Origin of the sequence: Aureimonas populi (genome assembly GCF_017815515.1) — a bacterium.
GTDB classification, from domain to species: Bacteria; Pseudomonadota; Alphaproteobacteria; order Rhizobiales; family Rhizobiaceae; genus Aureimonas; species Aureimonas populi.
The window spans coordinates 831,438-854,359 of the sequence record NZ_CP072611.1 but is presented as its reverse complement, the minus strand read 5'-3'; the positions used below and the strand labels follow the sequence as shown (position 1 = coordinate 854,359).

Genomic DNA, 22,922 nt, shown 5'->3' with positions numbered 1-22,922 from the left:
GATGAGCGACACGATCCTCGACGTCGCCAATCTCTCCGTGCGCTACCGGGGAAGCGACGCGCCGGCGGTGCGCAACGTCTCGTTCGCGCTCGGGCGCGAGCGGCTCGGCATCGTCGGCGAGTCCGGCTCCGGTAAGTCGACCGTCGGACGCGCACTCCTGCGCCTTCTGCCGAGCGCGGAGGTGACGGCGGACCGGCTCCAGTTGCAGGAACTCGACCTTCTGAAGTTTTCCGAGCGCGAGATGCTGCGGGTTCGCGGCCGCCGCATGTCGATGATCCTGCAGGACCCGAAATTCTCGCTGAACCCCATCCGTCGTGTCGGCGACCAGGTGGCCGAGGCCTTCCAGGTTCATTTCCGCTCGTCGCGCAAGGAAGCGAAGGCGAAGGCGCTCGCCATGCTGGGGGCGGTGCATATCCGCGACCCCGAGCGGGTCTATGCTCTCTATCCGCATGAGGTCTCGGGCGGCATGGGCCAGCGTGTCATGATCGCAATGATGCTGATGTCCGAGCCGGGCGTCGTCATCGCCGACGAGCCGACCTCGGCGCTCGACATCACCGTCCGCCTGCAAGTGCTCGGTATCCTGGATGAGTTGGTGCGCGAGCGCGGCATCGGGCTCATCATGATCAGCCACGATCTCAATCTCGTGCGCAATTTCTGCGACCGCGTCCTGATCATGTATGCCGGCCAGGTCGTCGAGAGCCTGCCGGCTTCCAGGCTCGGCGAGGCCGAGCATCCGTATACGCGCGGCCTTCTGGCGGCCCAGCCGCGCATCGGCGGCAACCGTGAGCCTCTGAAGGTTCTGGAACGCCGCCCCGAATGGAAGCGGCCGCTGGAGGAGATGCGGGCATGAAGGAGGTCGCCGTTCGTGGACTGACGATCAGCCTTGGAGAGGGCGCTCGCGCCGTCCGCATCCTGAAGGACATCTCCTTCACGGTCGCGGCGGGGGAATGCTTCGGGCTCGTCGGTGAGTCGGGATCGGGCAAGTCGTCGATCCTGCGATGCCTGTCGCTGCTGATGCGCCAGTGGACCGGTGAGGTCGCGATCGGCGGCCGCAACGTTCGTGAAATCCCGACGGTGGAACGCTGCCGCATGTTGCAAATGGTCTTCCAGGACCCGTACGGCTCGCTCCATCCACGCCAGTCCGTCCGTACTGTGCTGATGGAGCCGCTGCGCATCCACGGGCTCGACCGGCAGGAGGCGCGGGCCGAGCGGGCCATCACCGAGGTCGGATTGCCGGCGGAGTTCCTCGACCGCTATCCGCACGAACTTTCCGGTGGCCAGCGCCAGCGCGTCGCAATCGCCCGTGCGCTCATCCTCGAGCCGGATGTGCTCCTCCTCGACGAGCCGACCTCCGCGCTCGACGTCTCGGTGCAGGCGGAGATCCTGAATCTTCTCTCCGAGCTGAAGGCGCGCCGGAACCTCACCTACATCCTCGTCAGCCACGATCTCGCGGTGGTCGACCACATGTGCGACCGGCTGGCGGTGATGGAGCGGGGCGAGGTGCTTGAGATCCTCGATCGCTCCAAGCTCGTTTCGAACGGGGCGACGCACCCTTACGCGCGCCAGTTGATCGAGGCGAGCCTGGAGTACGACCGTGTCGCCTGAACCCGCTTGAAAACCGGGAACGAAGATGGCCGCCCCGGTTCTTCCGGGCGGCCATCTCGACATGCAGGGCGTTGGACCCTCAGGCGACCCGGTTGTTCTCGATGAAGTCGAAGTCGATGTCCTCGCCGAGGCCCGGCCGGTCCGGCACATGGACATAGCCGTCCTCGTCCATCGGGTCGGAAAGGGACTTCAGATAGTCGAATCCGTCGTCATACTCGAGGAACGGGTGCAGCAGTCCCCGCTCGTACCAACGGCAGTTCTTCGACGTGGCGGTCACGACCAGGTTGGGCGCGCCGTTGCCGTGAACCTCGCAATCCATTCCGAAGGCCTCGGAGAGGCGCATGGTCTTGAGCGCCGGGGTGATGCCGCCGACATCGTGGACCCCCGTGCGAAGGATGTCGCAGGCGCCCTGCTTGATCCACTCGGCGCGGTTCCAGAACTTGCCCGCGGCACTCTCCGGGCCGACGACCGGAATGTCGAGGTTCTCGGCAAGCCAGGCATAGGAGGAGATGGACTGCTCGTCCATCGGCTCCTCGATCCAGTCGAAGCCGAGCTTCTCCAGGCCCCGGCCGAGCTCCAGCGCATCGACGCGCGAGTACCAGTGGAAGGCGTCGATCATGAGGTGGATGTCGGGCCCGACCGCCTCGCGAACGGCCGCGCAGGCCTTTATGTCCATTTTCACGTCCGGCGCCCAGGAGACCGGCGGCATCCAGGTGTGCAGCTTGATGCCCTTGTAGCCGCGCGCGACGAGCTTTTCGGCGAAACGCCCGTAGTCCGCGGGCGTGGCGAGCCCGCCCTGGATTTCGTCACCGCACATGATGGAGCCGTAGGCCCGGACCTTGTCGCGATAGGCGCCGATCAGCTTGTGCACCGGCTGGTTCAGGGTCCGGCCGGCAAGATCCCAGAGGGCGCAGTCGACGATCGCCAGTGTCCGGTCGGTGAGCTGCGCCGCGCTTCCGCGCTGCCAGTGGGCGAGGTCGTGCCAGAGCCGTTCGCGGTCCCGGGCGTCCTCGCCGATCAGCACCTTCTTCACGAATTTTTCGATCAGATGCGGGCGCACGATCTCTGGAGGCGAGAAGCAGTGCCCCTCGTGCCCGTCCTCGCTGCGGACGGTCAGGATCGACAGCGGGACCTGATGCTCGGGACCGGGATGTGCATGGCCGGCGCTGTCGGCGTGGCGGCGCGTCTTCGTCAGGAATGTCCTGACGCTCACGTCGGTGATGATCATGGGCAGGTCTTTCACAACGTCTGGGTCAGCGGATGGGCGGGAAGCCGAAGAGTTCCCGTGGATTGTCGACGAGGGCCCTTCGGCGGCCTTCCTCGTCCGGGAACCAGCTCAGGACGGTGTCGGTCAGCGCCCTGTCGTCGGGATAGTCCTCGGTGGTCTTGGCCAGGTTGTGCGGCCAGTTGGTGCCCCATACGATGCGCTCGGGCGCATGGGAGGCCAGAGTCCGTGCAACGGCCGCGACGTCTTCATAGTGCGGAGCGCCCGAGCGGCTGGACTCGTAGACGCCGGCGAACTTGAACCAGCATCGGCCGGTGTCCATCAGCCGCCGCACCGCGGCGATCTGGGGCCCGTCCGGCGTGGCTCCGCCGAAGAACTTGCCGTGATGATCGAGCACCCAGCGCGAGCGCAGGGAGGCGAGGCGGCTTTCGTGATCGAGAATGCTCGAGCCGTCGAACTGGAGGGCGAGCATCCAACCGTGATCGGCGGCGAGCCGATCGACGGCTTCCAGATCCGCAAGGCCGACCGCGCCACCGGGAAGGTCCATGATGCGGGCGCCGACGACCCCCTCGTCCGTCAGGGAGCGCATCCGTGCGGTGTCGGTGTCGGGCCCGATCACGGCGACGCCGCGGGCGATGTCTCCCATCGCCTCAAGGCAGGCAATGAGGTTGGCGTTGTTGCGCTGGTGGGCGTTGCCCTGCGTGATGACCACTTGGTCGATGCCGAGCCAGTCCATGACCTTCCGATAGGCCTCGGGGCCCGGAAGGTCGCCGCCGGGCAAGGGGGGGCCGCCCGGTTCGGCCTCGAAGCCCGGCAGATACATGTGCATCTGCGTGTCGACGGTCCCGCGCGGCAGGCGCGTCAGGGGAGGCTCGCCGGTCAACGTGCGTTCAATCATGGGTCGTTCCTCATGCGGTATTCGGTCAGGGCGGCGCGGTCGATCTCGATGCCGAGGCCGGGCCCGTCCGGGATCGCGACGACACCGTGATCGTGTTCCACAGGATGCGTGACGACCGCCTGCCGGAACGGATTGTCGGTTCGGTCGAACTCGAGAATGGGCTCCAGCGGCTCGCGCCGTTGGGGCGAGGGGATCATCGCGGCCATGAACTGCAGGGCGGCTGCGATCTGGACGGCGGTCCCCCAGACATGCGGGACCACGCGAACCCCGTGCAGCGAGGAAAGATCGGCAACCCGTCGTGCCTCGGTGAAACCGCCGACGCCGCAGATATCGGGCTGGACGATGTCGACGGCGCGTGTCTCGATCGCCTCGCGGTGCCCCCAGCGCGTGTGCCACGTCTCGCCGCCCGCGACCGGCAGCGGCTGGCCGGCCCGAACCGCGCGGTAGGCGCCAAGCTGCTCGGGCTCGACCGGCTCTTCGAACCAATCGATCCCATAGGCTTCGGCCCGGCGGCCGAAGGCGACCGCCTCCATGACATCGTAACCGTGATTGGCATCGACCATCAGGCGGATATCGTCGCCGACAGCCTCGCGCACAGCCCGGATGACCCGCAGGTCCTCCTCGACGCCGAAGCCGATCTTGATCTTGGCGGCATGGAAGCCCGCGTCCCGGTGGCCCGCGACCTCGACGGCGTTGTCCTCTACGCGGTCCACGCCGTCCCTGCGAAAGGAGCCCGTGGCATAGGCCCGCACGCTCTCTCGGACACGGCCGCCCAGAAGGGTCGAGATCGACACGCCGAAGTGCTTGCCCTTGATGTCCCACAGCGCCACGTCGATGCCCGAGAGCGCGGTCACCGTCAGCCCTCGCTGCCCCTGGTCGCGGAAGGCGTCGTAGAGGCAAGACCAGAGAAGTTCGGTCCTCAGCGGGTCCTCACCGATCAGGAGCGGCGCGTAGGCGGCCACCATCGCCGCGTTGGGCCGCGCGGGGCCGAGGCATTCGCCCCAGCCCGTCGTTCCATCGTCGCAAACGATCTCGACGAGGACATTCGCGCGCTTTTCGAAGCGCATGCTCGCGCTCTCGAAGGCAATGCCGAGCCGATGTTCGAGGAGATGCGTGCGGACGCGCTCGATCCGCATGGGCGCTCAGCGCTTCCAGGGCGCGATCAGGTCGCGCATCATATCCTCTTCCTCGCCGGTCAGGTCGGACAGCGGAGCGCGGACGGGGCCGGCTTCGAAGCCCTGAAGACGCACGCCGGCCTTGATGGCGGAGACGGCGTAGCCCTTGCGGCGATTGCGGATCGCCATGAAAGGGTAGAAGAAATCGTTCAGGATCTCCTCGCAGCGGGCGCGCTCGCCGGCGCGCAGCGCATTGTAGAATTCGATTGCCAGGTCGGGCACGAAGTTGAAGACCGCGGAGGAATAGGTGGTGAAACCGGCGCCGAGATAGGCCTCCGCGAACAGCTCCGCCGTCGGCATGCCGCCCAGATAGGTCAGGCGGTCGCCCATCTTGGCGGTGATCTGGCGCACGAGACCGATGTCGCCGGAGCCATCCTTGAAGCCAACCAGGTTGGGGCAGGTCTCGCAGAGGCGCGCCAGCGTGTCCGGCTGCAGAATCGCATTGTCGCGATTGTAGACCATCACGCCCATGCCGGTCGCATCGCAGACGCGCTTCACGTGATCGAGAAGGCCTTCCTGCGGAGCGTCGATGAGATAGTGGGGCAGAAGAAGGATGCCGTCGCCGCCGGCCTTCTCGACCGCGCGGGCGATGCCGACCGCAAGCTCGGTCCCGTAGCCGCAGCCCGAGACGATGGGCGTGCCGCCCGCCGACTCCTTGGCGGCCCTGACGATGGTCGGGATTTCGGCCGGATCGAGGGAGAAGAATTCGCCGGTGCCACCTGCCGCGAAGAGCACCGACGCTCCGAAGCCGGACAACCACTCGACGTGGCGTCGGTAGGGCTCGGGGTTGAAGCGGTACTCATCGTCGAAGGCCGTCACGGGGAAGGAGAGCAGCCCTGCGCCCAGTGCGATCTTTAGTTCCTCAGGCGACATGTCGATGATCCCAGCGCGATGTTCGATCGCCAACCCGTAGCAACCCAACAGACATGAGTCAACAACATGTATGATAGGTTAGGCGCGACTGCGCAGAAGGTTGCGATAGCGCCGCGCGCTTCCCTGCAGGTGGATACGCATCGCCTCTCGCGCGGCCTCGACATCGCCGTGGATGATGGACCCGACGATCGCTTCGTGCTCGCTCTGAAGCCGTTCCATGTTCACCGCGCCCTCGTTTCCCGGCGAGGAGGACGGCAGCTGCGTCCGGGGGATGATGCCGATGCCCATCATCGTCAGGAATTCCCCGAAGCGCGGATTGTTGGTTGCCTCGGCGATCGCGCGGTGAAGCGCAAAATCCGCCTCGGCCGTCGGCTGGCCGGCGCGCACGCAGTCCTCGATGGCCCGATGGCGGCTGAGGATATCCTCCTCCTGCACCGGCGAGCGCCGCTGGGCGGCAAGGCCGGCCGCTTCGATCTCGACAGGTGCGCGCAACTCCAGGATTTCGAGAATCGAGGAGATTTTCGCATAGTCGATATTCTGGAAGGGAAGGGCGGGTGGCGCCTCGACCAGCCGCACGAAGACGCCGGCGCCCTGCCGTGCCTCGACCAGCCGGTCAGCCCGAAGGGCGGCGATCGCCTCGCGAACGACGGTGCGGCTGACCCCGTGCTCCTGCGTGAGCTTCGCCTCGCTGGGGAGTTTCTCTCCCGGCTGGAACGCGCCCGCGGCGATCGCCTCCCGCAGCGCCTCGCTGATCTTCTCGACGAGCGTCCCGCCGCCTCGGTTGGAGCGCGTTCCGCTTGTCGGTTGAGTGTCCATCGAGCAAGGCTCTCCATAATAGGCGATTTCCAGTGGAAGTCTAACAACGGACGGGTCGCGGTGCAATTGGCTTTCAGTTCACATCATATAGGTTGACCAATAATGTCATATATGTATGTGTCGCGGTGCGAGCGGATGATCGGCTGGAGGAGTGGGACGTGCGCAGAATTCTGATCACCGGCGCGGCGGGCGGCCTCGGGCGTGTTTTGCGAACCCGCCTTCGGGCGGAGGGTCTGTTGCTTCGCCTGTCGGACGTCGCGGAGATAGGTGAGCCCGTTCCGGGGGAAGAGATCGTGCGGTGTGACCTTGCCGACGCAAAGGCCGTTGATCGTCTCGTGGATGGGTGCGACGCGATCATCCATCTGGGCGGAATCTCCCTCGAGGACCGGTTCTCGCGCATACTCGACGCGAACATCCTCGGTCTCTTCAATCTCTACGAGGCCGCCCGTGCGCATGGGCACCCCCGGATATTCTTCGCCAGCTCCAACCATACGATCGGTTTCTATCGGCAGGACGAGCGGCTCGATGCCGGTATGCCGATGCGCCCGGACGGGCTCTACGGCGTGTCGAAATGCTTCGGCGAGGCGCTTGCGCGAATGTATTTCGACAAGTTCGGCCAGGAGACCGCCATTGTGCGCATCGGCTCATGCTTCGAAAGGCCGCGCAATCATCGCATGTTGTCGAGCTGGCTCAGCTACGACGATTTGACTTCGCTCGTGACCTGCGTGCTGCGCGCGCCGCTCCTCGGCTGCCCGGTGATCTGGGGAGTGTCCGATAACGACCGCAGTTGGTGGGACAACTCCGCCATCGCCTATCTCGGATGGCGACCGAAGGATAACGCGGAAGCCTTCCGGGACGAGATCGAGCGGATGGAGGAGCGACCCGCGCCCGACACCCCGCTTGCAATCTGGCAGGGCGGCCCATTCACGCAGGACCCGATCGTCCCGGAAGCGTGATCTCGCCTGCGTGCAACGAAAGAAAAACATGACCCTGACCGGCAATCTGATCATCGGCGCCTCGTCGCGCCACGGCGCAAACGGCTCGTTCCAGGCAGTTGCGGCATCCAGCGGGCGCGAAATGGAGCCGAGCTTCGGGGGCGCTTCGCCGGCCGATCTCGATGAGGCGTGCGGGCTGGCCGAAGCGGCCTTCCGGCCCTATCGCGCCGCTGCACCGGAGGCGCGCGCGGCCTTTCTCGAAGAGATCGCCGGGAACATCCTTGAACTCGGCGACGAACTCGTCTTGCGCTGTATGGAGGAGAGCGGGCTGCCGCGCGGCCGGGTCGAGGGCGAACGGGGCCGCACCGTCGGCCAGCTTCGCCTCTTCGCCGAGGTCGTGCGCAAGGGGGCCTATCTCGACCGCCGCCACGACGAGGCGCTGCCCGATCGCCAGCCTGCGCCGCGCCCCGACCTTAAGCTGACCCATCTGCCGCTCGGTCCGGTGGCCGTGTTCGGGGCGTCGAACTTCCCGCTCGCCTTCTCGGTGGCGGGCGGCGACACGGCCTCCGCGCTCGCCGCCGGCTGTCCGGTCATCGTCAAGGCGCATTCGGCCCATCCCGGCACGTCTGAACTCGTCGGGCGCGCGGTCCAGAAGGCGGTCGCCGATTGCGCGATGCCCGAGGGTACCTTCTCGCTTCTTTTCGCCGCGGGCCGTTCGATCGGCGAGGCGCTGGTCGCCGACCCGCGCATCAAGGCCGTCGGCTTCACCGGCTCACGCCAGGGCGGTGTCGCGCTCATGGCGATCGCCGCCCGACGCGAGGTGCCGATTCCGGTCTATGCCGAGATGAGCTCGATCAACCCGGTGATCCTGTTTCCCGGCGCGCTGGCCGAGCGCGGCGAGGCGATCGGCAAGGCATTCATCGCGTCGCTGACGCTCGGAGCCGGTCAGTTCTGCACCAACCCGGGCCTGATCCTCGCCGTGGAAGGCGCCGGCCTCGACGGCTTCGTCATGGGCGCGAAGGCCGCGCTCGGCGAGGCCGCTGCACAGACCATGCTGACGCCCGGCATCCACCGAGCCTACTGCTCCGGCATCGAGGCGCTCGAAGGCAATCCGAAGGCGCAAAAGCTCGCCGAAGGCCTGGCCGGCGAGGAGCATCAGGGCCGTGCGGCCCTTTTCTCGACCCTCGGTGCGGATTTCCTGGCCGAGGAGAGCCTCGCGGACGAGGTGTTCGGCCCGTCCTCGCTTCTTGTTCGATGCCGGAACGAGGCCGAGCTGCGCAAGGTGGTGGACCATCTGGAAGGGCAGCTTACGATCGCGATCCATATCGCCGAAGGCGACATCGATGCAGCCAGGGCTCTCATGCCCGTTCTGGAGGAGAAGGCGGGCCGCATCCTCGCGAACGGGTTCGGCACGGGCGTTGAAGTGGCGCACGCCATGGTCCATGGCGGCCCATACCCCGCAACCTCGGACGGGCGTTCCACCTCCGTCGGAACGCTCGCCATCGCCCGCTTTCTGCGCCCCGTCTCATATCAGGACCTGCCGGACGCTCTATCCGACGAAACGTGGTGCCTTGGGAGATAGGCGGAACTGGAAAAATGCGATGCTGCCGGCTGCCGGCTCCCGATGAAAATGGCCGGGCCTGCGAGGCTTGCAGACCCGGCGTCGTTCCGTGTGGCCCAGCCGTGAGCTCTCCTAAGGAACAGCGCTGACGACCTTCAGGTGAGCGATTCGCCGTTGATTGCGCGGTCGGGAGCTAGATAGCCCACGGCGGCCTCTCTCTCGCGGAACGCTTTGGCCCGCCGGACTCCCGGGCGGGCCGCTTCAACTCCTGTTTCGTCCAGGCGTCGGTCGTGGGTCGTCACCGGGCGGGGCGGGCGGTCGCGGGACGCCTGTGCCGCATGTGCGCGCCATGGCTCGATCGAACGGCGGCAGCGTCGGCATGGAATTCTCCCAGGCGGCGCCGGCAGGGGAAGGGAGCCGCTTTACAGGGGCAGGTTGGCCAGCACATCGGAGTAGGGGCGCAGATGCTCGTCGATCACCGCGCGGGCGGTCACGGCGTCATGGCGCTCCAGCGCGTCCAGCAGCCGGTCGTGTTCGCTGTCGATGCGGGGCGCGCGTTCAGGATTGGCAAGCATCGCGGCCACCGCCACCCTTTGCTGGCGCACCTGAAGCGAAGCGTAAAGCTCGGCGAGCGTGTTGTTGCGCATGGTCGAAACGATGGTGCGGTGGAACTCCTGGTCGATGATCGACCGGCGGACGAAATCCCGCGTCCTCGTCGTCTCCTCGATCTGGCGCTGCAGGGCGCGCAATTCCGGAGGAAGAGGGTATTTCTCGTCGCAGATGCGTTGAGCTGCGTATCCCTCGATCAATCGGCGGCTCTCGTAGACCTCCATCAACTCGTGGCCGGTGATGGCGCGCACCTGAGCGCCATGACGCGGTAGGAGCGAGATCAGCCGGTTGTTCTGCAGGAGATGGAAGGCCTCGCGGACCGGGGTGCGCGATACGCCGACCGCATCGGAAATCACCTTCTCCTCCAGGAACTGCCCGCTCTTCATCTCACCCGAGAGGATGCCGTTGTGGACGTAGTCGTAAACTAGGTCCTTGGCCTGTTTTTTCCCGGTCAATGTCCTGGATCCCGAAAGTGCGCCTCTGCGTCCACGATAAGGGAGCGAACTCGTGCCCACAAGAGATATGTGTTGACACTACTCCGTGTATACACGTTAAATGCGTGGCGAGGTCCTTGCTGCTGTTTGTCGGAGCGTGATCGGGTCATGAAGCACGGGTTCTGGATGTCATCCCCCCACGCGGCGGCGGCCGAGATGGCGAAGATGGCAGGTTACGACTTCGTGGTGCTGGACATCGAGCACGGGGCCTTCGACCTCAAGGACCTCGAGCGGTTCATCCCGTTGCTGAGGGGGCTTGGGCTCGAAGTGCTTTCCAAGGTCCTGGCAGCCGAGCGTGGCCCGATCCAGCAGGCGCTGGACTTCGGCTCGGACGCGGTGGTCATTCCGCACATACAGGGGGCGGAACATGCCGCCCATGTCTGCGGCTTCGCAAAATTCCCCCCGCTTGGCGATCGCAGCTACGCCGGCGGCCGTGTGGCCGCCTATGGCGGGTTCGACGATGCCTGGGTCCGCGAGCAGGATCGGCGCACGAAGTGTTTCCCCATGGTCGAGGGGGAGGGGGCACTGCGCGAGATCGCGGCGATCCTGGCGCTGCCGGTGGTCGACGGTGTCTTCGTCGGCCCCTCGGACCTCTCGCTTCGTCGAGAGCGCGGCGCCTATGCTCGTTCCGAGGAGGATTTCACCGATATCGTCAGCGTCGCTGAAGCCGCGGCGGCCGCCGGCAAGCCATGGATCCTGCCGGCCTGGTCGCCCGAGGAGAAGGCGTTGGCCCGCGAGCATGGTGCAGCCTATGCCGCGCTGACCATGGAGCACGGCGCCCTCTTCCAGGGGCTCCGCAGCGCGCGGGCGGGGATGGAGGCCGCCGAGTGACCATCCCCGCGCCCCTCCGGCTCGCGCTGCGCGACTGGGACTGGCTGACGCCGTTGCGTCTGGGGGAGGTGCCCGGCTCGGAGGGCGTGTCGGTGACGGTCGTCGACGACCTGCCTGCGGAGCTGGTACTGGATCCGGCGTTCGATGCGGTGGAAATGTCCTTCGCCCAGGCTGCGCGACGGCTGGACGAGGGCGACATGCGGGTCGTTTCGCTCCCCTGTTTCCCGATGCGCGGCTTTCGCCATCGCTGCGCTCTGGTGCGTGCCGACAGTGAACTTCGCCAGTTGCCGGAATTGAAGGGCCTGCGGATCGGGATGACCGGCTGGCAGGACACGGGCTCCACCTGGATTCGCGGGGCTTCTGGCCGAGGCCGGCGTCACCGCCGAAAGCGCCGAATGGAGGATCGGCCGTGTGAATGCGGGCGATCCGGCCCCGAGCGCGCCGCCGGATGACCGGCCCCCTTCCGTCACCGCGATCGGCCCGAACGAGAATCTGCTCCATCTGCTTTACAGGGGCGAAATCGACGCGCTGTTCGCCCCCTTTGCCCCCGCCGCGCTCTACCTGCCCGAAGCGCCCCTGCGCACCCTCCTGCCCGATCCCGTCGCGGCCGAGGCCGACTGGGCCATGCGCAAGGGCTTCGTCCCGGGCCTGCACGTGATCGCTCTGCGCCGTGAGGTGGCCGAGGCGCGTCCCGAGATCGCGCAGTTCCTACCCGATCTCCTCGACAGTGCCCGAGCCGCCTGGCGGGGCCGCCGCCGCCGTTATGCGGAGACCACGCCGTGGATCTCGCAGGCCTTCCTCGAGGAGACCCGGCGCCTCCCGGAAGGCTGGGACCGCAGCGGCGTCGAGCCGAACAGGTCCATGACCGCCGAATTCCTTCGCCTGCTTCTCGAACAGGATCTGATCCGTAACCCCCTGACGCCGGAAGACCTTTTTCCGGCCCATCTTCTTCCGTGCCGAACAAGGATAGACGCATGAAAGTCGCGCTCGGCCAGTTCCATGTCTCCCCCGACTGGAAGGCCAACCTCGCCACCGCCGAAAGCCTGATCCGTCAGGCCGTTGCCGGGGGCGCCGAGCTCCTCGTGCTCCCGGAGGGGATCATCGCGCGCGATGTCGATGATCCGCTGTCGCTCCTGAAGGGCGCGCAGCCGCTCGACGGACCGTTCGTCTCCGGGCTGGTCGGGGCGCTGAAGGGCACCGGCCTCACGCTCATGACCACGGTCCATGTGCCGGCCGAGGGTGGGCGCTGCGAGAATGTCCATATCGCCCTGAGCGGGAATGGTATCTTTGCCAGATACGTCAAGCTCCACCTCTACGACGCCTTCGCCGAGCTGGAATCGAACACCGTCGTGCCCGGTACGCAGGTTCCCCCGCTGGTCGAGGTCGGCGGTTTCCGCTTTGGAATGATGACCTGCTACGACGTTCGCTTCCCCGAACTTGCGCGCCGCCTGGCGCTGGACGGCGCGGATGTGCTGGTGATCCCGGCGGCCTGGGTGAAGGGGCCGAACAAGGAGCGGCACTGGGAGACGCTGGTCACCGCCCGGGCGCTCGAAAACACGGTCTATGCCATTGCGGTCGGCGAATGCGGGCCGCTCAATATCGGCTCCAGCCTCGTGGTCGATCCGCTTGGCGTGCCGCTGGCGCGCGCGGGCGAGATTCCGGCCCTGGTTTTCGCCGAGCTCGACCGCAAGAGGATCGAGGCTGCCCGCAAGACCGTGCCGGTGCTGCGGAACCGCCGATTTGCGGCTCCCGAACTGGCGCAGGCATGATGCGGCCGAGGGTTCCCCGCGGGTATCTGAGCGACGCGAGCGCGTTCTGGGCCGCGCCTTCGGATCCGCGTTTCTCCTACTGCCTCTATGTCCCGCGCCTCCGGCACGCGGGTAGCCGAATTCTGGTGCATATCCACGGCTCGCACCGGACGCCGGAGACCTTCCGCGATCTGATGGCTCCCTTTGCCGAAGAGACGGGGACAATCATCCTTTGCCCGCTCTTTCCCTGCGGGGTGGCCGATCGCGAGGACACGTCGAGCTACAAGCGCGTGTTCCATGAGGGGCTGCGCTACGACCTCGTGCTGCTGGATATGGTGGCGGATGCGGAGCGGCGTCTGGGGCTGGCGACGGGGCGGTTCGTCCTTGCCGGCTTCTCGGGCGGCGGGCAGTTCGTGCAGCGGTTCATCCTCGCTCATCCCGGACGCCTTCTCGCGGCCTCGGTGGGCGCTCCAGGGCTGGTGACGCTGCTCGATCCCGAATTGCCCTGGTGGCGTGGACTGCGGGGGCTCGAGGCGGTGATCGGCGCACCCGTCGACATGGCCGCTCTCGCGGCGCTGCCGCTGCAGGTGCTCGTGGGCGATCAGGATATCCGCCCCGAGGGCGTTCAAAGCCGCCCCGGCTCGACGCTCTGGATGGAGGGCATCAACGATACCGGCGCGACCCGGCTGGAGCGCGCGGCGGCCTTTGTCGAAAGCTTGCGCGCCAGGGGGCTCACACCGCGCCATGACGTTATCCCCGGAGTCGGCCACGATGGCTTTGCCATGCTCGACCCGATGCTCGACTTCGTCCGGCCAATACTAACCAAGCTCGGGGAGGCGCAGCCATGATTCCCTTGATCGATGTCGCCGGCGGCCCGGCCGCGCGCGGCGAGGCCTATGGCCGCCAGGCGAAAAGCTGGATCGACACGGCGATCGGCTTCTACCGTGCCGATTTCGCCGCGCGGGGCGTCGAATGGGCCGAGGCGGAGCGGATTGCCGAGAGCTTCCGCGACGGCATCGAGGCCTTCGACCCGGCGATCGCCACGGAGATCGAGGCCATCGCACGCGGGGCGAAGGTGCCGGTTGCCGCGATCGTGCTTTTGAACGCGCGCACCGAGGTGCTTTTCTGGCACGCGTCGGGGGCGGATGCCGGGCCCGCGCTGAAGCCCGGGCCCGAGGCCGAGGAATGCACATCGGCCATCGTCATGCCCGAGCGCAGTGCCGAGGGACGGCTGTGGCACGCGCAGAACTGGGACTGGCGGCCCGACGCCGCCGCCCATACGGTCGCGGTGCGGATCACCGGGGCCGAAGTGCCTGACGCGCTGCATTTCGTCGAGGCCGGCCAACTCGCCCGCCATGGCCTGAATCGCTGTGGGATCGCTGTGACCGCGATGGGGCTTCATACCGTCGGCCAATACGGCAAGCCGGGCATTCCCAGTCCTGTCGTGCGCCGCCGTGTTCTCCAGCAGGAAAGCTTCGGACGCGCTCTGGGCGAGGTCTTCCGCAGTCCGGCGTCGTTCTCTCACGCCCTCATGATCAGCCACGGCGAGGGCGAAGCCTGGTGTCTCGAATGCACGCCCGACCGAATCTTCTGGCTCGAACCGGAGGAGGGCGTTCTCAGCCATGCCAACCATTTCAAGCATCCGGCGGCCGTGGCGGCCGATATCGAGCGCAACCTGACCCGCGTGCCCGATTCGCTCTATCGCGACGGGCGGGTCGCACGCCGCCTGAAGGCGGGTGACAAGGCCTCGCTCGAGGATATGAAGCGCGCCTTTGCAGACCGTTTCGGGGCACCTGACGCCGTTCTTCGCCACCCCAACCAGCGGCCCGGGAGCTTGCTCTCGGCCACCGTCTACACGCTGATCATGTCTCCATCGGAAGGCGCGGCGCAGCTTTCCATCCGTCCCTGGGAAGGCACCGACTTCCAGCACTTCACGCTTTGAGAGGATAGCCTCATGCGACTGATGCAAACGCTCGCGACGCTGCTGCTGGGGACGGTCATGACCGCCACACCGCTGCTGGCGGACACCATTCGGGTCGGCATCGGTGCCGACATGATCTCGACGAATGTCGGCGTTCGCCGCGATTCCATCACCGACATCATCATGAGCCATGTGGCCGAGAGCCTGGTGGGCGTGCGCGACGACCTCGATGTCGGGCCGGCGCTTGCGGAAAGCTGGGTGATTTCGGAAGACGGGCGCGACTATACCTTCACCCTGCGCGAGGGGGCGCTGTTTCACAACGGTGCTCCGGTGACCGCGGCCGAAGTGGTCTGGTCCTGGGAGCGGATGCTGGACCCGCAAACCGAGTTCCTCTGCCGCAACTGGTTCGATGGAACCGGCACCACCGGGATCGAGATCACCGGGATCGAGGCCGTAGACGAGCGCCGCGTGCGCTTCACGCTCGAGGAGCCCAACGCCCTCTTCCTGCCGCGTATGGCCCATGTTGCCTGTCTGTCGGCGATCATCCATCCGGACTCGGTTTCCGAGACCGGAGAATGGATCGACCCGATCGCCACGGGCCCCTACACGATCGCCGACTGGCGCCGGAACCAGTATGTCGAGCTGGCCCGTTTCGAGCGCTATGTCCCGGCGATCTCGGAGACCAGCGGTTACTCGGGGGCGCGTGAGCCATTGGCAGAGCGTGTCCGCTTCCTGGTGATCAGCGATCCGGCGGCGGCGAAATCGGCGCTTCTGGCGGGCGATGTCGACGTTCTTCCCTCGCTCGACATGGATGCTGCCGACGAAGTCGAAGCCGCGGGCTTCGACGTGTCCATCACGCCAACGCCGGGTCAGGCGCTTCTATTGATGCAGACCGAAGACCCGTTGCTCTCGGACAATCGTGTCCGCCGCGCCATCGCCCATGCGATCAACCGGGAAGAGGCGGCCTTCTTCGCGACGGCAGGGCGCGGGGCGCCCAACCCGTCGGCCCTGGCGCCGCAATCAGCCTTCTTCGGACCCGAATTCCAGGAGACCTTGGCCTATGACCCGGACATGGCGCGCCAGCTCCTGGCCGAATCCGGTTATTCGGGCGAGGAAATCCGCATCGTCACCTCGACCCGGAACCCGGCTCTGATGAACTCGGCCGTCGCCATACAGGGGATGCTGCAGGCGGCAGGCATCAACGCCCAGCTCGAGGTGCTCGAATGGGCCGCCCATTTCGACCGCTTCTCGCGCGGGGATTATCAGGCGATGGTGATGAGCTACTCGGCCCGTCCTGATCCGACCATGGCGCTCGACGTGTTCGTGGGCGACAAGGCCTCCCGCGCCAATGCCGTCGTGGGGAACCCCGCCATCATCGAGGCTGTGACCGAGAGCGGCCTGATCCAGGATCGCGACGCTCGCCGCGAAAAGCTCCTGGCCATCCACCGGATGCTCCAGGAAGACGCATCGGCCCTCAATCTCTTCAACCTGATCCAGGGCAGCGCCTCGAGCCCCGAGCTGCGCGGCTACACTCCCTGGGCGCTGGGCACCGCCCGGCTCTGGGGTGTCTCCAAGGCCGACTGATCGGGGATAGGGATACGCCGTGCTGAATTATCTCACGCGTCGGCTGGTGCTGGCGATACCCACCCTGCTGCTGGCGGCCGTGCTCGTCTTCCTGCTGATGAGACTGGTGCCGGGCGACCCGGCTCTGCTCTTCGTCGGGGATATCAACGACCTCGACCTTGTGGCGGCCAAGCGGATCGAGCTGGGGCTGGACCAGCCGCTGCCGGTACAGTTCGTGCTCTGGCTGAAGATGGTTCTGTCGGGGGATCTCGGTGTGTCCCTGCGGACGGGCGAAGCGGTGGTCAGCGATATCGTCGCCGCCTTTCCGGTCACGGCCCAGGTGGTGCTGGCCGCCACCGTCCTTGCCGCGATCATCGCGCTGCCGGCCGGGATGATCGCCGCCTGGAAACAGGGCAGCGCGCTCGATCTGGGCGTGGTCGGTTTCGCCACCCTGTGCCTCTCGATCCCGAGCTTCTGGATGGCTCTGATGATGCTCACCTTCTTCGGGGTGACGCTGCGCTGGCTGCCGACGGTCGGCTATGTTCCCATGACCGAGGATTTCACCGGGGGCCTGCGTTATCTGATCATGCCGGTGGCGGCGCTGTTCTTCACCGAGCTTGCCACGCTGACCCGCATGTCGCGCTCCTCCACCATCGAGGTGCTGCGGCTCGACTATATCGCGCACGCCCGTGCCAAGGGCCTGCCGGAACGGCGCGTCCTGTGGCGTCACGCCTTCCCCAATTCCTTCGCGCCGACGCTGACCATCCTCGGCCTGCTGCTGGGCAATCTCCTCAGCGGAGTGGCGGTGATCGAGACCATGTTCAGCTTGCCGGGGATCGGGCGGCTGATGGTCGATGCGATCTTCAACCGCGACTATCCGGTCGTGCAGGGGGTCCTGCTGTTCACCGTGGTCATCTACGTGGCCGTGAACCTCATCGTCGATCTCCTCTATCCCGTCTTCGACCCCAGGGTGCGCCTCTGATGCTGCTCTATCGACTGAGAGCTTTCCTCGGGAGCCGCGTCAACGCCTGGATCGGGGTGCTGCTCATCGTGGCGCTCGTGCTCGCGGCGCTGATCGGGATGATCGGCACGCCCCATGACCCGCTGGTGCCCGATTTCCGGGCCCGGCTGGCGGCACCGGGAGAGGGATATCTGCTGGGCACCGACCAGTTCGGCCGCGACGTGCTGTCACGCATGTTGATCGGAGCGCGAGAGAGCCTGGCGATCGCCGCGCTCAGCGCGGGCCTGGCCGTGTTCCTCGGGGTGCTGATCGGAGCCACGTCCAGCTTTTTCGGAGGATGGCCCGACCGCATCGTGAGCGCCTGTCTGGACGCGCTCATGGCCTTTCCCGGGCTGCTTCTGGCCATGGCGATCATCGCCGTGATCGGGCCGGGCAAGTACGGGGTGATCTTCGCCTTGTCCCTGGCTTATACGCCCGCCGTGGTTCGCGTCGTCCGCTCGGCGGTCCTGTCGATCCGCGAGCGAGAATATGTCGATGCCTCGCGTGCGCTCGGCAACGGCGATCTTGTGACCATCGTCCGCCATGTGATCCCGAACTGCGTCGGGCCGCTGACGGTGATGGGAAGCTCGCTCTTCGCTTCGGCGCTCCTGTCGGAAAGCGCGCTCTCCTTCCTCGGTATCGGCGTGCCGCCCCCCTATCCGACCTGGGGCGGAATGCTGGCGGATGCCCGGCAATTCGCAGGCAGCGCGCCATGGCTGGTGGTGGCGCCCGGCGTTGCCATCTCTGCCACGCTGCTGGGGGCGAACATGCTGGGCGACGCGCTGCGCGACTTCTTCGACCCGCGGATGGAGCGCTGACGATGACCGATCCGGTTCTGGACATCCGGGAACTCGACATCGCCCTGACCCGGGGCGGCCAGGTGGTGCGGCCGCTCATCACGGGAGGCAGGCTCCGAGTTGCGCCCGGCACGATTCACGCGCTGGTGGGCGAGAGCGGCTCCGGCAAGACGTTGATGGCGCGCTCGATCATCGGGCTCATTCCCTCTTCGATTGCCGTGACCGGAGGGTCGATCCGCTTCAAGGGCAAGGAGCTGGTGGGTCTGCCGCTGCCTGAAATGCAAGGGCTGCGCGGTCGCCGGATCGGATACGTCTTTCAGGAGCCCATGCTCTCGCTCAACCCGGCGCTGAGGATCGGCATCCAGATGGCCGAGGGCCTGCGGCATCATCTGAAACTCTCAAGGGATGAGATCCGCGAGCGCTCCCTCCAGATGCTGCGCCGCGTGAGCCTGCGTGATCCCGAAGGCGCGCTGGACGCCTATCCGCACGAGTTCTCCGGGGGAATGCGCCAGCGGATCATGCTGGCGTCCGTGATGGCGCTGCGCCCTTCGCTGCTCATCGCGGACGAGCCCACCACGGCTCTCGACGCGGTCATCCAGCGAGAGGTGCTGGACATCATGACCGAGCTGACGACCGACATGGGCACCTCGGTTCTGCTCATCACGCATGACCTGGGCCTCGTGGCGCAATATGCCGGCGAGGTCAGCGTGATGCAGAAGGGGCTGATGGTCGAGGCAGGAACCGCCGAGGAGGTCATCACCCATCCGCGCGCGGCCTATACGCGCAAGCTGCTCGAGGCGAGCCCGGTTCGCCGGCCCCGGCCCGGCCCGGCCCCCGGCGCGGCGCCGGTCCTTCAGGTGCGGGGGCTGCAGGTGCGCTATCCGGGCCGCTCGGCCAGCTTCTTCCGCCGCGCGACCGACTTCGTCGCCGTGCGTCATGCCGACCTCGAGATCCGTCGTGGCGAGACCGTCGCGGTGGTGGGCGAGAGCGGCTCGGGCAAGACCACCATCGGGCGCGCCATCCTCGGGCTGCGCCGGGCTTCGGGCGGTGAGGTCGTGGTCGCCGGGCGCGAGCTGGAAGCCGGGAGCAAGGCCGCTCTTCGAAGGGTGCGAAGGCGGGCCCAGATCATCTTCCAGGACCCCGGATCAAGCCTCGATCCCCGCCTGCGGGTAGGCGAACTGGTGGGCGAGGGACTGCGGCTGATCCCCGGACTGGGCCGTGCCGACCGGGAGGCGCGGATCGCGAAGACCCTGGCCGACGTGGGGCTCGACGCCGATTTCGTGGCCCGTTTCCCCCATGAGCTTTCGGGTGGGCAGCGGCAGCGTATCGCGATCGCCCGCGCGCTGATCCTCGAGCCTGAACTGATCGTGGCCGACGAGGCTGTCTCCGCGCTGGATGTGACGGTCCAGGCCCAGATTCTGGATCTGCTCGATCGTCTCCAGCGCGAACATGGTTTCGGGATGATGTTCATCACCCATGATCTCGGGGTGGTGGAGCAGATCGCCGATCGGGTCATCGTGATGCGGGCAGGCCGCGTGTTGGAGACCGCCCCGCGCGATCCGCTCTTCGACGCGCCGCTCCACCCCTACACACGCCGCCTCCTTGCCGCCTCGACCCATGTCGAGCGCGAGGAGGACGGCAGCTTCCGGGTGCGCCGCGCCGAAGACATCCTGAGCGCCGCTCCGGCGCGCGACCTGCCTTGGTACGAGGAGGGGGAGGACTACGAGCTGACCGAAGCGGACCCCGGCCATTTCGTCGCGCTCCAAGCCTCCGCCGCAATGCGAATGGCCGGCTGAAGCGATCAATGACCCGGCCTCATATGCCGGACGCTTCCAGGCCCGTTTCGCCAAGGCTGCCTCGCTCGCCGTAGCGGGATCGAGGGCGCCGATACCGGCCCGTGATGAGCGACATTCTTGCGAGACCGGGGTGGCAGCTACGCAATGGATCTGGACGTTCCGCTGCACAAGCAGGGGTTCGCCTGGAGCACATGATGCGTAAAGTGCCGTAGCGAATGCATTCGGCGGTACAGCGCTGACGCGGTAACTCGAGTCCGGGTTGTGGGCCCCGGAGCCTTCCTCCGGCAGCGACCCATCCCGATGGGACCCGTCGGCCTTCTATGGCCCCGTGCTGGCCGGCACCTCCTCCATCACGACGTCGAAATGCGCCAGGCGCGAGGGGCCGAAATTCGTGGAAAGGGCGACATCGGTGGCATCGCGGCCGATCGCCATCAGGACGCGCCCGATGCGGGGCGTGTTGTGCCGCGCGTCGAAGGTGTACCAGTGCCCGCCCAGATAGACCTCGAACCAGGCGCTGAAGTCCATGGGCCCGGGCACGTAGGGGATCTTGATGTCGCCCAGATAGCCCGTGCAGTAGCGCGCGGGAATGTTCATGCAGCGGCAGAGCGCGATGGCAAGGTGAGCGAAGTCCCGGCAGACGCCGGTCCTGTCGATGTAGCCGCCATGCGCGGTCCGGGTCGCATCGGCATTTTGGTAGTCGAAGCGAATGTGAGTGTGGACATAGTCGCAGATCGCCTGCACCCGGGGCCAGCCGGGCGGGGTGTCGGCGAAAAGCGACCATGCCAGGTCGGCGAGGCGGTCGGTGTCGCAGTAGCGGCTGCCGAGGAGGAAGACGAGAACCTCGTCCGGCAGGTCCTTGATGTCGTGCTGCACGGCGTCGAGGGCCACGATGTCGGGCTGGCCGTCGTCATAGATCTCGAACGCCGTCGAGATGGTGGTGATGCCCTCCGGCGCCACGATGCGGGTGCAGGCATTGCCGAAGCCGTCCGTGTAACCCCAGGCCTCGATGGGCCGGTCGAAGCGCAATGTCTGCTCGGTGAGAAGGTCCGCGCGGCGGGAGGGGTGGATGTTCAGAACCAGCAGCATCGGCGTCGGCTGCGGGCATTCATAGCCCAGGGTAAAGCCCGCACGGATCTTCATCGCAGCCTCCGGTCATCGAGAAATCGAACGTCCTGAAGCATTAGGGGCCACGATGCCGTCGAACGCCAGCCCCCTGTGACGCTGCGGAAGGAAACCGCCGCTTCGTCAGCCGGCCGCGTCACGCTCCGTCGTCACGTTCACCTGCACCGACATGCCCAGATCGTCGGACGCGAGGCCATTGTAGCTTCCCGAAAGAGGAACGGCCTGGCGGGGATCGCGGGAGACAGCCACACGGATCAGGTCGCGATTGCCGACGATGCCGTTCGTGGGGTCGAACTCGATCCACCCGGCGCCGGGCAGGTAGACCTGGCACCAGGCGTGCGTGGAACCGCCGCCGAGCGTTTGCGAGCCGTCGCGGTCGGCGACATAGATGTAGCCCGTGACGAACCGGGCGGCGAAGCCGAGCGAGCGCACCGCCTCCATCATGAACAGCGCGAAATCCCGGCATGTCCCCCGCCGCAGCCGCAGGGTTTGCGCCGGCGGCTGCGTCCCGGCCTCCAGCCGGCGCGAGTAGGTGAAGCTCTCCCGGATCGCGTAGCACAGCGTCATCAGGAGCGTGCCCGTGTCCGTGTGGCCGGCCGGGCTCACGAACTGCCTTGCCCAACGGGCGACCTCGTCGTGCTCGTCGGGATACTGGCGCCGGATGGTGAGCGCAAGATCGGGCGCGTCCTCCTCGTCGTAAGCGAAAGGGTAGGAGAGCGCCGCGTCGTCGATCTGGAAATCGGGCGTCGCCTGGGGCGTGTGGTCGAGGCGGATACGCGCATCGAAGGCGAGGATCGTCGCAGGTCGCGAGATCCGCACCAGCGCGATGCAGTTGCCGAAGACGTCATGGATCCACCGCACGGCGCTGGGCTCCGGCTCGACGACGAGCGATGTGGAAAGGAGGCGCTGATCGTAGCTGTCGCGCGGCCGGAAGAGGATGCGGTGCTCGCCGAAATCCACCGGCCGCGCGTAACGATAGGTCGTCAGATGCCTCACCGAGAAGACGGGCATGCCGGATCATCCTCCATCGACAGGCAGATCATTGCCTGCCGCCGGGAGGATTGACCAGCGCCAATATCCCGCTCGATCCCCCCGGTCCGGCAGTTCGAGGCGGCTACCGGCGCGGCCGCAGCCTGACGCCGGTGCCGCCGCCGATTTCGGAGATGAACTCGATCCCCGCCGCTTCCAAGGCGCCTTGCAGGGCGGACACATTGCTCTCGGCGACGGTCATTTCTTCCGTCTCGAAAGCGCGGATGGTCGAGGCGTCGGCGCCCGATGCCGTGGCCAGCTCGAACTGTGACCAGTTGAGCAGGGCGCGAGCGGCACGGCACTCGCCCGGCGTCATCACCGCCGGCCTCCTGCCGCCCGGCGGGCGGTGCGCGGGTTCATCCCTTCCGAGCCTGCCTTGCCGCATAGCGATCATCACGCGCCGCCTTGCGAGCAGCTTCGTCCTCGACGGCCCGTGCCACGAGGTCGGACTTCCTGGCATTCTCCTGCGCTTCTCGCTCGGCTGCCAGCAAGGCTTGATGTTCGGCCTCTTCCAGCCTTTTCCTTTCGGTCTCCGCGCGTTTGGCGGCCTCGCGTTCCTCGCGGGCGGCGGCGAGCGCGGCGCGCTCGGCCCGCCTCGCCTCGGCGGCCGGATCGTTCTGCCTCGCCTTCACCTTCTCCAGAAGCGCGGCCTTGGCTTCCTTCGCGGCATTGCGGCGTTCGACGAACTCTGCATCCTTCTGTTTCAAAGTCCGGCCTCCTGATGTGCCTGCGTGGCGGGGGGCGCATCCGCCTCATCGCCCGGGGCGTCGTCCTCGCCTCTCTTGGCCACCCTAGCCTCGCTCTTGGCCGCCTTTTTCGCGGCCTTCGCGCGGTCCCGTTCCTGCCGTTCGAAATTGAAGTTGGGTTTTCTGGCCATCTGGTCTCCTTCCGAGAAGTGGCACTGTGCAATGAGCCCTATGTCAT

Annotated in this window: 25 protein-coding genes; 14 read left to right on the top strand and 11 right to left on the bottom strand. The window is 66.8% G+C overall.

Annotated elements, in window-relative coordinates; genetic code table 11:
• Position 1 precedes the first annotated feature (1 nt).
• Both J7654_RS03975 and J7654_RS03970 read left to right on the top strand, forming a co-directional pair.
• Entirely contained in the window at positions 2 to 850 is an 849-nt protein-coding gene (locus tag J7654_RS03975; RefSeq protein ID WP_209738416.1) for an ABC transporter ATP-binding protein, read from the top strand.
• Positions 847 to 1,605 carry an ABC transporter ATP-binding protein gene (locus J7654_RS03970; protein WP_209738414.1) on the top strand — a complete coding sequence of 253 codons (759 nt, stop codon included), beginning with the start codon at positions 847 to 849 and terminating at the stop codon, positions 1,603 to 1,605. The genes J7654_RS03975 and J7654_RS03970 overlap by 4 nt, the downstream gene beginning before the upstream one ends.
• 79 nt (positions 1,606 to 1,684) lie before the next feature.
• On the opposite strand, the gene J7654_RS03965 is transcribed toward J7654_RS03970, so the two are convergent.
• From J7654_RS03965 to J7654_RS03945, 5 genes are all read right to left on the bottom strand, one after another.
• A complete protein-coding gene (locus tag J7654_RS03965; RefSeq protein ID WP_209738411.1) occupies positions 1,685 to 2,833 on the bottom strand; it encodes a mandelate racemase family protein in 1,149 nt (382 codons plus the stop codon).
• 25 nt (positions 2,834 to 2,858) lie between these two features.
• Positions 2,859 to 3,728 carry an amidohydrolase family protein gene (locus tag J7654_RS03960; protein ID WP_209738409.1) on the bottom strand — a complete coding sequence of 290 codons (870 nt, stop codon included), beginning with the start codon at positions 3,726 to 3,728 and terminating at the stop codon, positions 2,859 to 2,861.
• Positions 3,725 to 4,864: a mandelate racemase/muconate lactonizing enzyme family protein gene (locus J7654_RS03955; RefSeq protein WP_209738407.1), complete on the bottom strand. Its 1,140-nt coding sequence runs from the start codon at positions 4,862 to 4,864 to the stop codon at positions 3,725 to 3,727. The genes J7654_RS03960 and J7654_RS03955 overlap by 4 nt, the downstream gene beginning before the upstream one ends.
• A gap of 6 nt (positions 4,865 to 4,870) precedes the next feature.
• Entirely contained in the window at positions 4,871 to 5,776 is a 906-nt protein-coding gene (kdgD, locus tag J7654_RS03950; RefSeq protein ID WP_209738405.1) for a 5-dehydro-4-deoxyglucarate dehydratase, read from the bottom strand.
• Positions 5,777 to 5,854: 78 nt separating this feature from the next.
• Complete coding sequence (locus J7654_RS03945) at positions 5,855 to 6,658, bottom strand: FadR/GntR family transcriptional regulator (RefSeq protein WP_342451432.1); 804 nt, start codon at positions 6,656 to 6,658, stop codon at positions 5,855 to 5,857.
• 92 nt (positions 6,659 to 6,750) lie between these two features.
• Here J7654_RS03945 and J7654_RS03940 point away from each other — a divergent pair, with 92 nt between their 5' ends.
• Both J7654_RS03940 and J7654_RS03935 read left to right on the top strand, forming a co-directional pair.
• Positions 6,751 to 7,548 carry an NAD-dependent epimerase/dehydratase family protein gene (locus J7654_RS03940; protein ID WP_209738403.1) on the top strand — a complete coding sequence of 266 codons (798 nt, stop codon included), beginning with the start codon at positions 6,751 to 6,753 and terminating at the stop codon, positions 7,546 to 7,548.
• A 28-nt stretch (positions 7,549 to 7,576) separates the two neighbouring features.
• The gene (locus J7654_RS03935) at positions 7,577 to 9,109 is read left to right on the top strand and encodes an aldehyde dehydrogenase (NADP(+)) (protein ID WP_209738401.1); all 1,533 of its coding nucleotides are present in this window, start codon (positions 7,577 to 7,579) and stop codon (positions 9,107 to 9,109) included.
• A 401-nt stretch (positions 9,110 to 9,510) separates the two neighbouring features.
• Here J7654_RS03935 and J7654_RS03930 read toward each other — a convergent pair whose 3' ends face one another.
• Positions 9,511 to 10,152 carry a GntR family transcriptional regulator gene (locus J7654_RS03930; RefSeq protein WP_209738399.1) on the bottom strand — a complete coding sequence of 214 codons (642 nt, stop codon included), beginning with the start codon at positions 10,150 to 10,152 and terminating at the stop codon, positions 9,511 to 9,513.
• Positions 10,153 to 10,317: 165 nt separating this feature from the next.
• Between J7654_RS03930 and J7654_RS03925 the strand changes: the two genes are divergently transcribed.
• From J7654_RS03925 to J7654_RS03880, 10 genes are read left to right on the top strand one after another with little or no spacing between them, the layout of a single operon-like run.
• The gene (locus J7654_RS03925) at positions 10,318 to 11,022 is read left to right on the top strand and encodes an HpcH/HpaI aldolase family protein (RefSeq protein WP_245195627.1); all 705 of its coding nucleotides are present in this window, start codon (positions 10,318 to 10,320) and stop codon (positions 11,020 to 11,022) included.
• Positions 11,019 to 11,474: a hypothetical protein gene (locus J7654_RS03920; protein ID WP_209738395.1), complete on the top strand. Its 456-nt coding sequence runs from the start codon at positions 11,019 to 11,021 to the stop codon at positions 11,472 to 11,474. Before J7654_RS03925 ends, J7654_RS03920 begins: the two co-directional genes overlap by 4 nt.
• On the top strand, positions 11,434 to 12,000 hold the full coding sequence (locus tag J7654_RS03915; RefSeq protein ID WP_209738393.1) for a hypothetical protein: 567 nt from the start codon (positions 11,434 to 11,436) through the stop codon (positions 11,998 to 12,000). Before J7654_RS03920 ends, J7654_RS03915 begins: the two co-directional genes overlap by 41 nt.
• A complete protein-coding gene (locus tag J7654_RS03910) occupies positions 11,997 to 12,791 on the top strand; it encodes a deaminated glutathione amidase (RefSeq protein WP_209738391.1) in 795 nt (264 codons plus the stop codon). The genes J7654_RS03915 and J7654_RS03910 overlap by 4 nt, the downstream gene beginning before the upstream one ends.
• Positions 12,788 to 13,618 (top strand): alpha/beta hydrolase family protein, encoded by an 831-nt coding sequence (locus J7654_RS03905; RefSeq protein WP_209738387.1) that lies wholly within the window; start codon positions 12,788 to 12,790, stop codon positions 13,616 to 13,618. Before J7654_RS03910 ends, J7654_RS03905 begins: the two co-directional genes overlap by 4 nt.
• Positions 13,615 to 14,712: a C45 family autoproteolytic acyltransferase/hydrolase gene (locus J7654_RS03900; protein WP_209738383.1), complete on the top strand. Its 1,098-nt coding sequence runs from the start codon at positions 13,615 to 13,617 to the stop codon at positions 14,710 to 14,712. The genes J7654_RS03905 and J7654_RS03900 overlap by 4 nt, the downstream gene beginning before the upstream one ends.
• 12 nt (positions 14,713 to 14,724) lie before the next feature.
• Positions 14,725 to 16,275, top strand: a complete 1,551-nt coding sequence (locus J7654_RS03895) for an ABC transporter substrate-binding protein (protein WP_209738381.1) — start codon at positions 14,725 to 14,727, stop codon at positions 16,273 to 16,275.
• Positions 16,276 to 16,294: 19 nt separating this feature from the next.
• Positions 16,295 to 17,236: an ABC transporter permease gene (locus J7654_RS03890; RefSeq protein WP_209738377.1), complete on the top strand. Its 942-nt coding sequence runs from the start codon at positions 16,295 to 16,297 to the stop codon at positions 17,234 to 17,236.
• Complete coding sequence (locus J7654_RS03885; protein WP_209738376.1) at positions 17,236 to 18,072, top strand: ABC transporter permease; 837 nt, start codon at positions 17,236 to 17,238, stop codon at positions 18,070 to 18,072. Before J7654_RS03890 ends, J7654_RS03885 begins: the two co-directional genes overlap by 1 nt.
• Positions 18,073 to 18,074: 2 nt before the next feature.
• Complete coding sequence (locus tag J7654_RS03880; protein ID WP_209738375.1) at positions 18,075 to 19,847, top strand: dipeptide ABC transporter ATP-binding protein; 1,773 nt, start codon at positions 18,075 to 18,077, stop codon at positions 19,845 to 19,847.
• Positions 19,848 to 20,165: 318 nt separating this feature from the next.
• On the opposite strand, the gene J7654_RS03875 is transcribed toward J7654_RS03880, so the two are convergent.
• The 5 genes from J7654_RS03875 to J7654_RS03855 form a co-directional block, all read right to left on the bottom strand.
• Positions 20,166 to 20,987, bottom strand: coding sequence for a transglutaminase-like domain-containing protein (locus J7654_RS03875; protein ID WP_209738374.1), 822 nt, complete (start codon positions 20,985 to 20,987; stop codon positions 20,166 to 20,168).
• A gap of 105 nt (positions 20,988 to 21,092) precedes the next feature.
• Positions 21,093 to 21,980 carry a transglutaminase family protein gene (locus J7654_RS03870; RefSeq protein ID WP_209738372.1) on the bottom strand — a complete coding sequence of 296 codons (888 nt, stop codon included), beginning with the start codon at positions 21,978 to 21,980 and terminating at the stop codon, positions 21,093 to 21,095.
• A gap of 103 nt (positions 21,981 to 22,083) precedes the next feature.
• Positions 22,084 to 22,314: a helix-turn-helix domain-containing protein gene (locus tag J7654_RS03865; protein ID WP_209738369.1), complete on the bottom strand. Its 231-nt coding sequence runs from the start codon at positions 22,312 to 22,314 to the stop codon at positions 22,084 to 22,086.
• A gap of 40 nt (positions 22,315 to 22,354) precedes the next feature.
• The gene (locus tag J7654_RS03860; RefSeq protein WP_209738367.1) at positions 22,355 to 22,705 is read right to left on the bottom strand and encodes a DUF6481 family protein; all 351 of its coding nucleotides are present in this window, start codon (positions 22,703 to 22,705) and stop codon (positions 22,355 to 22,357) included.
• The gene (locus tag J7654_RS03855) at positions 22,702 to 22,875 is read right to left on the bottom strand and encodes a hypothetical protein (protein ID WP_209738365.1); all 174 of its coding nucleotides are present in this window, start codon (positions 22,873 to 22,875) and stop codon (positions 22,702 to 22,704) included. The genes J7654_RS03860 and J7654_RS03855 overlap by 4 nt, the downstream gene beginning before the upstream one ends.
• Positions 22,876 to 22,922: the final 47 nt, after the last annotated feature.